This window comes from Streptomyces sp. NBC_01003, assembly GCF_045162695.1.
GTDB lineage: Bacteria > Actinomycetota > Actinomycetes > Streptomycetales > Streptomycetaceae > Streptomyces.
The window spans coordinates 3598804-3613880 of the sequence record NZ_CP108707.1 but is presented as its reverse complement, the minus strand read 5'-3'; the positions used below and the strand labels follow the sequence as shown (position 1 = coordinate 3613880).

The following is a 15077-nucleotide window of genomic DNA, read 5'->3' as shown; positions in this document are numbered from 1 at the left end:
GATGCGCAGGCCAGGCCCTCAAGAGGTGTTCATGGCATGCCCAGGGCAACTGCGCGGGGCGTGAATGACCTGGTGGTTGCCAATAAGCGCTCGTCGTGGCAGGCTCGCGAAGTAAGGATGATCTCCACGCCCCCAGGGGCCCGAAGTGAGGCCGCGCCGAAGTTTTCACGGTGCCGAGCCCCCGGGCTCACCCGTCAATACGGGGTGTGATCGTGTTGACCGTCAAACTTTTTGGTGAGACTCTGGAAGCCCCGCGCACCTTAGCTGTTTGGCATGTATGAACGGCAGCAAGACAACGAGTGCCAGGCACCGCGGGTGCGATTCCCTCACGACCCACACCGCTTCGGTCGGTCACTCATTGTGGAGGACCATCCATCATGGCAAAGGCGCTTCTCGGTTACGTCGGCGGTTCCGACCCGCGACTCCTCGCCGAGATGCGACGGCTCCAGCAGCGCGTCCAGGACCTTGAGTCCGAACTCGTTCGGATCCAGTCCGAGAACGACGCGCTCGCGGCTGCCGCTTCTCACGAATCGCTCCTCGAGAGCATCGACGTACCCCAGGCGGAGCCTGCGCTCACCTGACCACATCCCGCACACGACACCAGTGGTCAGGCAGCCCTTTCATCAAGCCGCTTGATCAGTTTGCTCAGATCTGCAAGGGACGCTTTTCGCGTCCCTTCTTTCTGGCTTTCCGCTCACCCGTACCGCGCCCCCTCGAATGCCCCGCCGGTGCTCCGCGCGTCGACGTCTTTCTTTAACGTCTGATGTGCCCTGCACTTTCCTGGGCGAAACCGCGGGTTCATGGAGTGAGACACGCGCGGCGGGTAGAGTCCGGCGGCGTGCACCTCAAGGCCCTGACCCTGCGCGGGTTCAAATCGTTCGCCTCGGCCACCACATTGCGGTTCGAGCCGGGCATCACCTGCGTCGTCGGCCCCAATGGCTCGGGCAAGTCCAATGTCGTGGACGCCCTCAGCTGGGTCATGGGCGAGCAGGGTGCGAAGTCGCTGCGCGGCGGCAAGATGGAGGACGTCATCTTCGCTGGCACGACCGGGCGCCCGCCGCTCGGCCGCGCCGAGGTGTCGCTGACCATCGACAACTCCGACGGCGCGCTGCCCATCGAGTACGCCGAGGTCACCATCACGCGGATCATGTTCCGCAACGGCGGCAGCGAATACCAGATCAACGGCGACACGTGCAGGCTGCTCGACATCCAGGAGTTGCTGTCCGACTCCGGCATCGGGCGCGAGATGCATGTCATCGTCGGGCAGGGCCAGCTCGACTCCGTGCTCCACGCCGACCCGATGGGGCGCAGGGCGTTCATCGAGGAGGCCGCCGGCGTCCTCAAGCACCGCAAGCGCAAGGAGAAGGCGCTGCGGAAGCTGGACGCGATGCGGGCCAACCTCGCGCGCGTGCAGGACCTTACGGACGAGTTGCGGCGGCAGTTGAAGCCGCTCGGGCGCCAGGCCGCCGTCGCGCGCCGCGCCGCCGTCATCCAGGCCGACCTCCGCGACGCGCGACTGCGCCTCCTCGCCGACGACCTCGTACGGATGCGGGGTGCGCTGCGCGCCGAGATCGAGGACGAGGCGGCGCTCAAGGAACGCAAGGACGCCGCCGAGGCCGAGCTGAAGAAGGCACTCCAGCGTGAGGCGCTCCTGGAGGCCGAGGTCAGGCAGCTCACACCGCGGCTCCAGCGCGCCCAGCAGACCTGGTACGAGCTGTCGCAACTGGCCGAGCGGGTGCGCGGTACCGTCTCGCTGGCCGACGCGCGGGTCAAGAGCGCGACGTCCGCCCCCGCGGAGGAGCGGCGCGGGCGCGACCCCGAGGACATGGAGCGCGAGGCCGCCCGGATCCGCGAGCAGGAGGCCGAACTGGAGGCCGCGCTCGAAGCGGCCGAGCGCGCTCTCGACGACACGGTGGCCCACCGGGCCGACCTGGAACGGGAATTGGCGGCTGAGGAGCGCCGGCTCAAGGACGCCGCCCGGGCCATCGCCGACCGGCGGGAGGGGCTCGCGCGGCTGAACGGGCAGGTCAACGCCGCCCGTTCGCGGGCCGCCGCGGCGCAGGCCGAGATCGACCGGCTGGCCGCCGCGCGGGACGAGGCGCGGGAGCGGGCCGTCGCGGCGCAGGAGGAGTACGAGCAGCTCAAGGCCGAGGTGGACGGCCTCGACGCCGGGGACGCGGAGCTCGGGGACCGGCACGACGCGGCCAGGGCCGCCCTCGCCGACGCGGAGTCCGCGCTGACGGCGGCCAGGGAAGCCCTGACGTCCGCGGAACGCAAGCGGGCCGCTGTCTCCGCCAGGCATGACGCCCTCGCGCTCGGGCTGCGCCGCAAGGACGGCACCGGCGCGCTGCTCGGGGCCCGCGACCGACTGACCGGAGTCCTCGGCCCCGCGGCCGAACTGCTCTCCGTCACCCCAGGCTTCGAGGTCCCGGTCGCCGCGGCGTTCGGCGCCGCGGCCGACGCCATCGCCGTGACCACCCCCGCCTCCGCCGCGGAAGCGATCCGCCTCCTGCGCAAACAGGACGCGGGGCGCGCGGCGCTGCTGCTGGCGGGGGACGATTCCGCTTGGGCCGGGGGCGCGTCCGCTTTGGGCGGGGGCGTGGGTGCGTCGTCGGCCGGGGGGTCGGTCGGTGGTGGGTCTGCGGATGGTGGGCCTGTGGCCGGTGGTGACGGTGGCGTTTCCGCGGCGGCGGCCGGCGGCATGTCTGCCTCGGCCGGGGGTTCCCCTGGTGGTGGTGACGGCACTGGTGACGTGCACCGTGGTGGCTCCCATCCGGAGAGTGCTGTGTCGGCGACCGGGGCGGGCGGTGTCGGTGAGGGGCTCGGTGGCTTTGGGCATGCGCAGCCGGGACGGGCTGCGCGGGGTGGGGACGGGCCGCCGCTCGTGGCCGATTTCGTGCGCGGGCCCTCCGAGTTGATGCCTGCCGTGCGGCGGCTGCTGCGGGGGATCGTGGTCGTCGGGACGCTCGAGGATGCCGAGGATCTTGTCTACGCGCGGCCCGAGCTGACCGCCGTCACCGCTGAAGGGGACCTGCTCGGGGCGCACTTCGCGCAGGGCGGTTCCGCCGGTGCGCCCAGTCTTCTCGAGGTGCAGGCCTCCGTAGACGAGGCCGCGGGCGAGCTGGCCGAGCTCGGGGTGCGGTGCGAGGAGCTGGCCGAGGCGCAGCGCGCCGCGGTCGCCCGGCGCGCCGACGCCGCCGCTCTCGTGGAGGAGCTGGGGGAGCGGCGCCGGGTTGCCGACCGCGAGAAGTCGTCCGTGGCACAGCAGCTCGGCCGCCTGTCCGGACAGGCGCGAGGCGCGGCCGGGGAGGCCGAGCGCAGCGCCGCCGCGGCCGCCAAGGCGCAGGACGCGCTGGAGAAGGCCGTAATGGACGCCGAGGAGCTGGCCGAACGGCTCGCCGTCGCCGAGGAGATGCCGGCCGACGAGGAGCCGGACACCGCGGTACGCGACCGGCTTGCCGCCGACGGGGCCAACGCCCGCCAGACCGAGATGGAGGCCCGGCTCCAGGCGCGTACGCACGAGGAGCGCGTGAAGGGCCTTGCCGGACGCGCCGATTCGCTGGACCGGGCGGCCCGCGCGGAGCGCGAGGCACGCGCGCGTGCGGAGCGGCAGCGCTCCAGGCTGCGCCACGAGGCGGCCGTGGCCGAGGCGGTGGCCTCCGGCGCCCGGCAGTTGCTCGCCCACGTCGAGGTATCCGTAGGACGGGCCGAGCAGGAGCGGGCGTCCGCCGAGAGCGCCAAGGGCGAACGGGAGCGGGAGCTCGTCGCCGAGCGGGCCCGCGGCCGGGACCTGAAGGCGGAGCTCGACAAGCTGACGGACTCGGTGCACCGGGGCGAGGTGCTCGGCGCCGAGAAGCGGCTGCGGATCGAGCAGCTGGAGGCCAAGGCGCTGGAGGAACTCGGCGTCGAACCGGCGGGACTCGTATCGGAGTACGGGCCGCAGCAGCCCGTACCGCCCTCGCTTCCGGCCGAGGGCGAGGAGCTGCCCGACGACCCCGAGCACCCGCGCAATCAGCCGCGGCCGTTCGTGCGCGCGGAGCAGGAGAAGCGGCTCAAGTCAGCCGAACGGGCGTATCAGCAGCTGGGAAAAGTGAATCCGCTGGCTCTGGAAGAGTTTGCCGCGCTGGAGGAGCGCCACAAGTTCCTCAGCGAGCAGCTCGAGGACCTGAAGAAGACGAGGAGCGATCTCCTTCAGGTGGTGAAGGAAGTCGACGAGCGCGTCGAGCAGGTCTTCACCGAGGCGTACCGGGACACGGCCCGAGAGTTCGAGGGTGTCTTCAGCCGGCTCTTCCCCGGCGGTGACGGACGGCTGATCCTGACCGATCCCGACAACATGCTCACCACGGGTGTCGACGTGGAGGCCCGCCCTCCGGGCAAGAAGGTCAAGCGGCTCTCGCTGCTCTCCGGCGGCGAGCGCTCCCTGACCGCCGTGGCGCTGCTCGTCTCGATCTTCAAGGCGCGGCCCAGTCCCTTCTACGTGATGGACGAGGTCGAGGCCGCCCTCGACGACACCAACCTCCAGCGCCTCATCCGCATCATGCAGGAGCTCCAGGAGGCCTCCCAGCTCATCGTGATCACGCACCAGAAGCGCACGATGGAGGTCGCCGACGCGCTCTACGGGGTGTCGATGCAGGGCGACGGGGTGTCGAAGGTGATCAGCCAGCGGCTGCGCTGACCGCGCGCCGGGCCGCCCGGACATCGGTCACCGGCCCGCCCGTACCCCGTCCACCGGTGCGGCATCAGCTGCGGCGTCGGCCGCGAGACCAGTCGCAAGATCACTTACGGGGAATCGTTCAAGACTTGAATGATGACTGTGACCAGGTCGTCTGAAGTTCACAGTTACCCCCCTCTTGACTTCGAAACTTGAAGGCATAGTCTCGGCAACGTTGCTTTTACCTTCAGGTGGTGGGCGGCGTGAAGTTGTGCGCCACTGGAAGGGCTTTCACCCCCACCCCCGGCACCGTTGCCGGTGGCCCGAGGAGTACACGTGACCAGCACAGCGAAGCCGCCAAGCGCCCGAGAGGCCCACCCCGACCATCTCGGTCACGTCATCTTCATCACGGCGGCGGCCGCGATGGGCGGCTTTCTCTTCGGCTACGACAGTTCCGTGATCAACGGAGCCGTCGAGGCCATCCGTGACCGGTACGACATCGGCTCCGGAACGCTCGCCCAGGTCATCGCCATCGCCCTGATCGGCTGTGCGATCGGCGCGGCCACCGCCGGCCGGATCGCGGACCGCATCGGCCGCATCCGCTGCATGCAGATCGCGGCCGTCCTCTTCACGATCAGCGCCGTCGGCTCCGCACTGCCCTTCGCCCTCTGGGACCTGGCTTTCTGGCGGATCGTCGGCGGCTTCGGCATCGGCATGGCCTCCGTCATCGGCCCGGCCTACATCGCCGAGGTTTCGCCGCCCGCGTACCGCGGCCGCCTCGGCTCCTTCCAGCAGGCCGCGATCGTCGTCGGCATCGCCATCTCACAGCTCGTCAACTACGGCATCCTCCAGGCTGCCGGCGGCGACCAGCGCGGTCAGGTGCTGGGCCTCGAGGCCTGGCAGGTCATGCTCGGCGTCATGGTCATCCCGGCCGTCCTCTACGGCATGCTGTCCTTCGCGATCCCCGAGTCGCCGCGCTTCCTCATCTCGGTCGGCCGCGAGGCCAAGGCCAAGGAGATCCTCGCCGAGGTCGAGGGCACGAAGATCGACCTGGACGCCCGCGTCGCCGAGATCGAGCACGCGATGAAGAGCGAGCACAAGTCCACGTTCAAGGACCTGCTCTCCGGCAAGGGCAACGGCGGTCTCTACTTCAAGCCGATCGTCTGGATCGGTATCGGCCTCTCGGTCTTCCAGCAGTTCGTCGGCATCAACGTCGCGTTCTACTACTCCTCGACGCTGTGGCAGTCGGTCGGTGTGAACCCGACGGACTCGTTCCTCTACTCGTTCACCACGTCGATCATCAACATCATCGGCACCGTGATCGCGATGCTCCTGGTGGACCGCGTCGGCCGTAAGCCGCTGGCCCTGGTCGGTTCCGTCGGCATGGTCATCGGTCTCGCGCTGGAGGCCTGGGCGTTCTCGTACGACCTGGTGGACGGCAAGCTGCCGGTCACGCAGGGCTGGGTCGCCCTGATCGCCGCCCACTTCTTCGTCCTGTTCTTCGCCCTGTCCTGGGGTGTCGTCGTCTGGGTCTTCCTCGGCGAGATGTTCCCGAACAAGATCCGCGCCGCGGCGCTCGGCGTGGCCGCGTCCGCGCAGTGGATCGCCAACTGGGCCATCACCGCGAGCTTCCCGTCGCTGGCCGACTGGAACCTCTCCGGGACGTACGTCATTTACACAATCTTCGCCGCGCTCTCGATCCCCTTCATGCTCAAGTTCGTGAAGGAGACCAAGGGCAAGGCGTTGGAGGAGATGGGTTAAGTCCCCGCTGCCATCTCCTCACCCTCGTCACTGCCCCGGCTCAGACCACACGGTCTTCGAGCCGGGGCAGTACGTTTTCGCAGAACAGATGCAGGCTGCGCCAGCCCTCGTCGACCGGCATACCGCCCGACAACGGGTGCAGCACATAGCTGTCCAGGGCCTGCTCCACGCACTCGTCCGGCGTGAGGATCCGGTAGACACCCTCGGCACGCAGCTCGTCGACTGTCGTAGCGCCGGACTTCACCGCCGACCTGATGTCGCCGGACTGCCAGGACGCGTACGTCCGCGCCTCGTGCAGGAAGTGCTCGCCGTGCTCGGCCCAGACACGGTCGGGGTCCTCGGCGACGTGCAGCAGCGGGGTGACCGCCGCGGGCATCATGGTCCAGCCCTCGGTGCCGTGCTCGACGAGTTGTTCCTTGTAGTACGCCTCGAGTTCGGGCAGATGCGCGCTCGGGAAGAACGGCAGGCCGAGGCGGGCCGCGCGCCGCGCCGCCGCCCGTGAGGACCCGCCGACCAGGAGCAGCGGGTGGGGCTGGGTGAACGGGCGCGGTGTGACGCGGACCGTGCGGCCGCGGAAGCCGAACTCCTCGCCCGTCCACGCCTTGAGCAGGGTGTCGAGGAGCTCGTCCTGGAGCTTGCCCCGCCGCTTCCACTCGACGTCGAACTGACCGTACTCCTCGGGCCGGTAGCCGATTCCGGCGACGGTGACGAGCCGGCCGCCGCTGAGCAGATCGAGTACGGCGATGTCCTCCGCGAGGCGCAGCGGATCGTGCAGCGGGCCGATGATCGCGGAGACCGTGACGGCGATGCGCCGGGTCGCGCCGAAGACGGCGCCCGCGAAGGTGAAGGGCGACGGCAGCCAGTTGTTGGCGACGCCGTGGTGCTCCTCGGTCTGGACGGTGGAGATGCCGCGGTCGTCGGCGTACGCCGCCATCTCGACGGCCGCCCTGTAGCGGGCGCTCAGCGATTCGGGCGTCGCCGCAGGGTCCACGAGGTTGAAGCGCACGACCGTGACGGGCATGAGAAGTCCCCCTTCACAGGGCGGAGTTGGGCCGCTGGTGAAGGGGGACGGTAGCTGACGGAGCGTCAGACGGCCAGGGTCTCGCGCTCCTCTTCGGCGGAGACCTCGGGGGTGACGGCGACGGCGGGCTTCGGCAGGACCACGTACAGCAGGCCGGAGATCACGATCGTGGCGACCCAGCCGAGGCCGTACTCGCCGATCGGGTTGTTGGCGGCGAGCGGGCCGGTGAACCAGTCGGACGTGGTGAACATCAGGCCCCCGAGCAGGCCGATCGCCCAGGAGGCGACGGCTGCCAGGCTGAAGCCGCCCGTGTACCAGTAGGCGCTGGTGCGCGTGGTGTCGACGAGGGCCTCGGCGTCGTACTCCTTGCGCCGCAGCATGTCGGCGCCGAAGACGCCGACCCAGGCCGAGAACGCCACCGCGAGCAGCGAGAGGAAGGCGATGAACGAGCCCATGAAGCTGGTCGCGACGAGCATCAGGATGCCGCCGAAGATCAGCGAGATGAGCGCGTTGATCGAGACGGCCCAGTGGCGCGGGACCTTGAAGCCGAGGGTCTGGGCGGTGAAGCCCGCCGAGTACATCGACATCGAGTTGATCAGCAGCATGCCGACCAGGGCGATCAGGAGGTACGGGACCGCGATCCACAGCGGCAGGATCTCGCCGAGGAAGGAGACCGGGTCCGCGGCCGAGGCCAGGTCGGGCGTGGAGACCGCCATGACGGCGCCCATCAGGACCATCGGCAGGACGACGATGCCGGCGCCGCCGACCGAGTTGCGCACGATCGCGACCGACGAGGCCGTGCGCGGCAGGTAGCGCGTGAAGTCCGGCGACGAGGGGATCCAGCTGACGCCGCCCGCGGCGATCAGGCCGATACCGGCGACCATCAGCGACATCTTGCCCGCGGGCTGGTCGAAGACGCGCGTCCAGTCGGTGTTGGCGATCAGGTAGACCAGCACGAGGACCGAGAAGAGACCGAAGAGGTACGTCGCGTACTTGTTGCACTTCTGTACGGCGCTGATCCCGAGGCCGGAGATCACGAACGTCGTGACGACGAAGAGCAGCAGCGTGACGATCACCAGGACGTTGTTGCTCTTCACGCCGAAGAGGATGTCCAGGACGGTGAGCACGGCATAGGCACCGGTCACCGCGTTGATCGTCTCCCAGCCCCAGCGGGCGACCCAGATGAGCGAGCCCGGCAGCAGGTTGCCGCGCTGACCGAAGACCGCGCGCGACAGGGCCATGCCCGGGGCGCCGCCGCGCTTGCCGGCGATGCCGATCAGGCCGACGAGGCCGTACGAGACGATGGGGGCGGCGATCGCGACGACGAGTGCCTGCCAGAAGTTGAGCTTGTACGAGACGACCAGGCTCGCGCCCATCGTGAGCAGCAGCACACTGATGTTGGCGGCGACCCAGGTGGGGAACAGCTCACGGGTCCTGGCGGTGCGCTCGGACTCGGGGACGGGCTCGATGCCGCGGGTCTCGAGTGCGCCTTCGGATTCGGCGGTCTTGCTCATGCGGTGGGGTTCCGTGCCTCTCGCTCGGCTCCGTGGGTGGTGGTGGGGGAGCCGGTGGGGGGTGTGGGGAGGGGACGCTGTGGACTCTACGCGCGTTGCATCATCCTCTTCCATCGTACTTTAGTCCGAGTAATCCACTCAAGTGGCTTATGTTCTTTGGAGGAAGTCACAAGAGGCGTGCCCCCGGGGCCCATGGCTGATACTGGACCCGTTATGGAAATCGTCATCCTTGCTGTAGTCATCGCCGTGGTCGTGATCGGCGCACTCGGCGGGCTCGTGGTCGGCAGCCGCAGAAGGAAGCAGCTGCCCCCGCCGCCCCCCTCCGTGCCCGACATCACCGCCCCTCCGGCCGAGCCGCACGTCGGCGAAGAGGCCGAGACGCCGCGCGACGAACCCCGCCGCACGATCGAGGAGGTCGACCTCCCGCTCGTCGAGCCGGAGCCGTCCGCGCCCATCGCGGTGGAGGAGCCCCCGGCTCCGGCCGCGCCCGAGATCGAGGTCCCCGAGCCGACCGCGGGGCGCCTCGTGCGCCTGCGCGCCCGGCTCTCCCGCTCGCAGAACGCGCTCGGCAAGGGGCTGCTCACGCTCCTCTCGCGCGAGCACCTGGACGAGGACACCTGGGAGGAGATCGAGGACACCCTGCTCACCGCCGACGTCGGTGTGCAGCCCACGCAGGAGCTCGTCGACCGGCTGCGCGAGCGCGTCAAGGTGCTCGGCACCCGCACGCCCGACGAGCTGCGCACGCTGCTGCGCGAGGAGCTGCTCCAGCTCCTCGTCCCGGAGTTCGACCGCTCGGTCAAGACCGAGGCGCTGGACGGGCCGGGCATCGTGATGGTCGTCGGGGTCAACGGCACCGGCAAGACCACCACCACCGGCAAGCTCGCCCGCGTCCTGGTGGCCGACGGGAAGAACGTGGTGCTCGGCGCCGCCGACACCTTCCGCGCCGCCGCCGCCGAACAGCTCCAGACCTGGGGCGAGCGCGTCGGTGCCCGCACCGTGCGCGGCCCCGAGGGCGGCGACCCCGCGTCCATCGCCTTCGACGCCGTCAAGGAGGGCATCGAGGAGGGCGCCGACGTCGTCCTCATCGACACCGCGGGCCGCCTGCACACCAAGACCGGCCTCATGGACGAGCTCGGCAAGGTCAAGCGTGTCGTCGAGAAGCACGCCCCGCTCGACGAGATCCTGCTCGTCCTCGACGCGACGACCGGGCAGAACGGACTGGTCCAGGCCCGCGTCTTCGCCGAGGTGGTGGACATCACCGGCATCGTGCTCACCAAGCTCGACGGCACGGCCAAGGGCGGCATCGTCATCGCCGTGCAGCGCGAGCTGGGCGTGCCGGTGAAGCTGATCGGCCTGGGCGAGGGCCCCGACGACCTGGCTCCCTTCGAGCCGGAGGCGTTCGTGGACGCGCTGATCGGCGAGTAGCCGTACGGACGTCTCTTCGCACATGGAAGCGCCCGCTCCTCAGGGAGCGGGCGCTTCCATGTGCGCGGGCCGCCGCTAGACCGCCGGGGAGCGATGGGCCACGTACGCCAGGGTGCCAAGGACGAGGCGGGCCTGCGGGGGCTGGGTCGCCGAGTCGAGTCCGGGAGCGCGCAGCCACCGGACCGGGCCGAGGCCGCCGCGGTCCGAGGGCGGGGCGGTGATGTGGGTGCCGGGGCCGAGAGCGTGCAGGTCGAGGGTCGCGTCGTCCCAGCCCATCCGGTAGAGCAGCGAGCCGAGTTCGGCGGCGGATCCCGGTGCGACGAAGAAGTGGGCGCGTCCCTCGGGCGTCGCCGTCACGGGGCCGAGCGGCAGGCCCATCCGCTCCAGGCGGACGAGCGCGCGACGGCCGGCCGCCTCGGGTACGTCGATGATGTCGAACGCGTTGCCGACGGGCAGCATCACCGCGGCACCGGGGAACTGCTCCCAGGTCTCGGTCACTTCGTCGAGCGTGGCCCCCGCCGGGACGGTCGGCGCGTGGTCGATGGGGTGGGCGCCGGGCCGGATGCAGTCCGCCTTGCCGCATGAGCAGGCGCCGCCCGAGGCGCGTGCCCCCGGCACCGCCTCCCAGCCCCAGAGCCCGGTGAACTCGGCCACCGAGGTGCAGTCCGACGCGCGGCCTGAAGTGCGGCCGCGGCGCCGCGCACCGGACCGGATGTCGAGAATCCCGCGGCTGCCGCCGATCGTGAAGCCCATGCCCCCTCCAACGGGTCCTGCGCACCGGCGGTTACGAGACGGAATCGGATCGTGACCCTCTGCTTCCGCGGGGCCGTGAACCGCCGACTCGGGGCGGCGCTCGGTAACTTCGGGGGTGGTGCGCCCGGTGTCGCACGCCCTGGCGTACACCGCTCCGCCCACTTTCGGCCGTCCTATGTCAAGTGAATCGTGCGTGGAGCTCCCCTAGTTCATTCGAAGGGGTGGCGAATGGTGGCGTTTCCGGGTTCGCCATGGCCGGAGGGGTGATCGTAGGATTACTTTCAGTACACAAGCCCCTGGGACGTAAGCACTCTTGGGTATGCCGGAGGCAAGTCGGTTTCCTGTTCGAGGAGTGACAACCACCGGACGGGCGGCCGCAGTTGACGGCATGCTGGTAGGGCTTGACGCACATCGCACCCCGCAGCAGCGGGGTGGCGAAGAGGTGGCTTCAGGGATGGGGGCGTTCCAGTGGGCGGCAGCGACGGAAGCGTGACGAACGCTGAGAAGCGCCCCAATGAGCTGCTGAGCTCGTGGTTCCTGCGCAGCGGCTGGTCGAAGGGCGAGCTGGCGCGCCAAGTGAACCGCCGGGCGCGGCAGTTGGGCGCCAATCACATCTCCACGGACACCTCGCGCGTGCGCCGCTGGCTCGACGGAGAGAACCCGCGCGAGCCGATCCCGCGGATCCTGTCCGAGCTGTTCTCCGAGCGCTTCGGCTGCGTCGTCGCGGTCGAGGACCTCGGCCTGCGCGCCGCGCACCAGTCGCCCTCCGTGTCCGGCGTCGACCTGCCATGGACGGGTCCGCAGACGGTGGCGCTGATCGGTGAGTTCTCCCGCAGCGACCTGATGCTGGCGCGCCGCGGATTCCTCGGCAGCGCCCTCGCGCTCTCCGCGGGCCCCGCGCTCATCGAGCCCATGCAGCGCTGGCTCGTGCCCACGCCCGGGACGCCGGCGGTGGAGCCGGACCCGGCGGCCATGCGCCGCGGGAACCGGCTCTCGAAGCCGGAGCTCGACCTCCTGGAGTCGACGACGGTCATGTTCCGGCAGTGGGACGCGCAGTGCGGCGGCGGGCTGCGCCGCAAGGCCGTCGTCGGCCAGCTGCACGAGGTGACCGACCTGCTCCAGGAGCCCCAGCCTGCGGCCACGACGAAGCGGCTCTTCAAAGTCGCGGCCGAGCTGGCCGAGCTGGCGGGCTGGATGAGCTACGACGTGGGCCTCCAGCCCACCGCCCAGAAGTACTTCGTCCTCGCCCTGCACGCGGCCAAGGAAGCCGGCGACAAGCCGCTCGGCTCGTACGTCCTGTCCAGCATGAGCCGGCAGATGATCCACCTCGGCCGGCCCGACGACGCGCTGGAACTCGTCCATCTGGCGCAGTACGGCAGCCGCGACTGCGCCAGTCCGCGCACGCAGGCCATGCTGTATGCGATGGAGGCCCGCGCGTACGCGAACATCGGGCAGCCCGGCAAGTGCAAGCGGGCCGTCCGGATGGCCGAGGAGACCTTCCACGACGCCGACGACTGGGACGACCCGGACCCCGACTGGATCCGCTTCTTCTCCGAGGCCGAGCTGCACGGGGAGAACTCCCACTCGTACCGCGACCTCGCCTATGTGGCGGGCCGCAGCCCCACGTACGCCTCCATGTCAGAGCCCGTCATGCGGCGCGCCGTCGAGCTCTTCGAGAAGGACTCCGAGCACCAGCGGTCGTACGCGCTGAACCTGATCGGGATGGCCACGGTGCATCTGCTCCAGCGCGAGCCCGAGCAGTCCACGGTGCTCGCCGAGCAGGCCATGATCATCGCCAAGAAGGTGCGCTCCGAGCGGGTCAACACCCGTATCCGCAAGACCGTGGACACCGCGGTCCGTGAGTTCGGGGACGTCGCCGAGGTCGCGCACCTCACCGACCAGCTCGCGATCCATCTGCCGGAGACCGCCGAAGCGGTCTGAACCCTTGTCCCCGGCCGCGGCCGGCCCTCCCGGACTGCCCGACTCGGCTCCCCCATTGCCAGGTCAACCGGATGGCCGCCGCGGCCGGTCTTTGTTGGTTGCGTCACGATAACGATCGCCTCACCCCGTATCAGGCAGTTCATTGACGCGTAACACGCACGACCTCTTCGTCACTGCGGCGAAACATCGAGGGGCGTCCACGGAAACGGCGCTGCACCATTCTCATGGCGCATAACCGGCCCACCCCTCTTGACCGCACAGGCTTCGCCCGCACGGGGCCGTACCAACGACGAGGAGACGCCGATGCCCCCAGGCATCACGCTTGCCGCAGACACGCCCACGCTGTCTGCCGCCAATACAGGGTTCATGCTGATCTGTTCCGCCCTGGTGATGATCATGACGCCGGGACTCGCCTTCTTCTACGGAGGCATGGTCCGCGTCAAGTCCACCCTGAACATGCTGATGATGAGCTTCATCAGCCTCGGGATCGTCACGATCCTGTGGGTCCTCTACGGCTTCTCCGCCGCCTTCGGCACCGACCACGGCAGCCTGATCGGCTGGTCCTCGGACTACGTCGGGCTCAGCGGCATAGGCCTGACGCAGCTGTGGGACGGCTACACCATCCCGATCTACGTCTTCGCCGTGTTCCAGCTGATGTTCGCGATCATCACACCCGCCCTGATCAGCGGCGCGCTCGCCGACCGCGTGAAGTTCAGCGCCTGGGCGCTGTTCATCACCCTGTGGGCCACGCTCGTGTACTTCCCCGTCGCGCACTGGGTCTGGGGCACCGGCGGCTGGGCGTTCGACCTCGGCGTCATCGACTTCGCCGGCGGCACCGCGGTCCACATCAACGCGGGTGCGGCCGCTCTCGGTGTGATCCTCGTGATCGGCAAGCGCGTCGGCTTCAAGAAGGACCCGATGCGGCCCCACTCGCTGCCGCTGGTGATGCTCGGCGCCGGTCTGCTGTGGTTCGGCTGGTTCGGGTTCAACGCGGGCTCGTGGCTCGGCAACGACGACGGTGTCGGCGCGCTGATGTTCGTCAACACGCAGGTCGCCACCGCCGCCGCCATGCTCGCCTGGCTGATCTACGAGAAGATCCGGCACGGCGCGTGCACCACCCTCGGCGCCGCCTCCGGCGCGGTCGCGGGCCTCGTCGCGATCACCCCGTCGGGCGGCTCCTGCTCGCCGCTCGGTGCGATCGCCATCGGCGCCATCGCGGGTGTCCTGTGCGCCATGGCCGTCGGCCTCAAGTACAGGTTCGGCTACGACGACTCGCTCGACGTCGTCGGCGTCCACCTCGTCGGCGGAGTCATCGGTTCGCTCCTCATCGGCTTCTTCGCCACCGGCGGCGGCCAGTCCGACGCGCAGGGCCTCTTCTACGGCGGCGGCCTGACCCAGCTGTGGAAGCAGCTCGCGGGCGTCGGCGCGGTCCTCGCGTACTCGCTCGTCGTCTCCGCGATCCTCGCCTTCCTGATCGACAAGGCGATCGGCATGCGGGTCAGCGAGGACGACGAGGTCTCCGGCATCGACCAGGTCGAGCACGCCGAGACCGCGTACGACTTCAGCGGCGCGGGCGGCGGCACGGTCCTGCGCTCGGCCGCGCCGGGCCCCGGACTCGTCGACGGGGCGGCAGCACAGACCAAGAAGGTGGACGCATGAAGCTCATCACGGCGGTCGTCAAGCCGCACCGGCTCGACGAGATCAAGGAAGCCCTCCAGGCCTTCGGCATCCAGGGCCTGACCGTCACCGAGGCCAGCGGATACGGCCGCCAGCGCGGCCACACCGAGGTCTACCGCGGTGCCGAGTACACCGTCGACCTCGTACCGAAGATCCGCATAGAGGTCCTCGTGGAGGACGACGACGCCGAACAGCTCATAGATGTCGTGGTCAAGGCCGCCAGGACCGGCAAGATCGGGGACGGCAAGGTCTGGGCCGTCCCGGTGGAGACCGCCGTCAGGGTTCGCACCGGTGAGCGCGGGCCGGACGCGCTGTAAACGGAACAGAGGAGTCG

The 15077-nt window shown here is 69.8% G+C and carries 10 protein-coding genes; 7 read left to right on the top strand and 3 right to left on the bottom strand.

What is annotated here, in order from left to right; genetic code table 11:
• Positions 1-377: 377 nt before the first annotated feature.
• The 3 genes from OG698_RS16425 to OG698_RS16415 all read left to right on the top strand — a co-directional run bounded on the left by OG698_RS16425 (position 378) and on the right by OG698_RS16415 (position 6412).
• On the top strand, positions 378-581 hold the full coding sequence (locus OG698_RS16425) for a hypothetical protein (protein WP_116509408.1): 204 nt from the start codon (positions 378-380) through the stop codon (positions 579-581).
• Between the two features lie 257 nt (positions 582-838).
• Positions 839-4675 (top strand): AAA family ATPase, encoded by a 3837-nt coding sequence (locus OG698_RS16420; RefSeq protein WP_406103714.1) that lies wholly within the window; start codon positions 839-841, stop codon positions 4673-4675.
• A gap of 312 nt (positions 4676-4987) precedes the next feature.
• Positions 4988-6412: a sugar porter family MFS transporter gene (locus OG698_RS16415; protein ID WP_406103712.1), complete on the top strand. Its 1425-nt coding sequence runs from the start codon at positions 4988-4990 to the stop codon at positions 6410-6412.
• A 40-nt stretch (positions 6413-6452) separates the two neighbouring features.
• On the opposite strand, the gene OG698_RS16410 is transcribed toward OG698_RS16415, so the two are convergent.
• Positions 6453-7433, bottom strand: a complete 981-nt coding sequence (locus OG698_RS16410) for an LLM class flavin-dependent oxidoreductase (RefSeq protein ID WP_406103710.1) — start codon at positions 7431-7433, stop codon at positions 6453-6455.
• 65 nt (positions 7434-7498) lie between these two features.
• Positions 7499-8947, bottom strand: coding sequence for a cytosine permease (locus OG698_RS16405; RefSeq protein ID WP_399972047.1), 1449 nt, complete (start codon positions 8945-8947; stop codon positions 7499-7501).
• 213 nt (positions 8948-9160) lie between these two features.
• Between OG698_RS16405 and ftsY the strand changes: the two genes are divergently transcribed.
• Complete coding sequence (gene ftsY / locus OG698_RS16400; protein ID WP_399972050.1) at positions 9161-10372, top strand: signal recognition particle-docking protein FtsY; 1212 nt, start codon at positions 9161-9163, stop codon at positions 10370-10372.
• A gap of 75 nt (positions 10373-10447) precedes the next feature.
• Here ftsY and OG698_RS16395 read toward each other — a convergent pair whose 3' ends face one another.
• A complete protein-coding gene (locus OG698_RS16395; protein WP_406103707.1) occupies positions 10448-11125 on the bottom strand; it encodes a bifunctional DNA primase/polymerase in 678 nt (225 codons plus the stop codon).
• Between the two features lie 468 nt (positions 11126-11593).
• On the opposite strand from OG698_RS16395, the gene OG698_RS16390 reads away from it, so the two are divergent.
• From OG698_RS16390 to OG698_RS16380, 3 genes are all read left to right on the top strand, one after another.
• Entirely contained in the window at positions 11594-13066 is a 1473-nt protein-coding gene (locus OG698_RS16390; protein WP_406103705.1) for a hypothetical protein, read from the top strand.
• Positions 13067-13369: 303 nt separating this feature from the next.
• A complete protein-coding gene (locus OG698_RS16385) occupies positions 13370-14725 on the top strand; it encodes an ammonium transporter (RefSeq protein WP_406103703.1) in 1356 nt (451 codons plus the stop codon).
• Positions 14722-15060, top strand: coding sequence for a P-II family nitrogen regulator (locus OG698_RS16380; RefSeq protein ID WP_100595057.1), 339 nt, complete (start codon positions 14722-14724; stop codon positions 15058-15060). Before OG698_RS16385 ends, OG698_RS16380 begins: the two co-directional genes overlap by 4 nt.
• Positions 15061-15077 lie beyond the last annotated feature (17 nt).

Bases quoted from the DNA above. Each gene is read 5' to 3' on its own strand.
- OG698_RS16425 (WP_116509408.1), top strand. From the start codon at position 378: ATGGCAAAGGCGCTTCTCGGTTACGTCGGCGGTTCCGACCCGCGACTC.
- OG698_RS16410 (WP_406103710.1), bottom strand. From the start codon at position 7,433: ATGCCCGTCACGGTCGTGCGCTTCAACCTCGTGGACCCTGCGGCGACG.
- OG698_RS16405 (WP_399972047.1), bottom strand. From the start codon at position 8,947: ATGAGCAAGACCGCCGAATCCGAAGGCGCACTCGAGACCCGCGGCATC.
- ftsY (WP_399972050.1), top strand. From the start codon at position 9,161: ATGGAAATCGTCATCCTTGCTGTAGTCATCGCCGTGGTCGTGATCGGC.
- OG698_RS16395 (WP_406103707.1), bottom strand. From the start codon at position 11,125: ATGGGCTTCACGATCGGCGGCAGCCGCGGGATTCTCGACATCCGGTCC.
- OG698_RS16385 (WP_406103703.1), top strand. From the start codon at position 13,370: ATGCCCCCAGGCATCACGCTTGCCGCAGACACGCCCACGCTGTCTGCC.
- OG698_RS16380 (WP_100595057.1), top strand. From the start codon at position 14,722: ATGAAGCTCATCACGGCGGTCGTCAAGCCGCACCGGCTCGACGAGATC.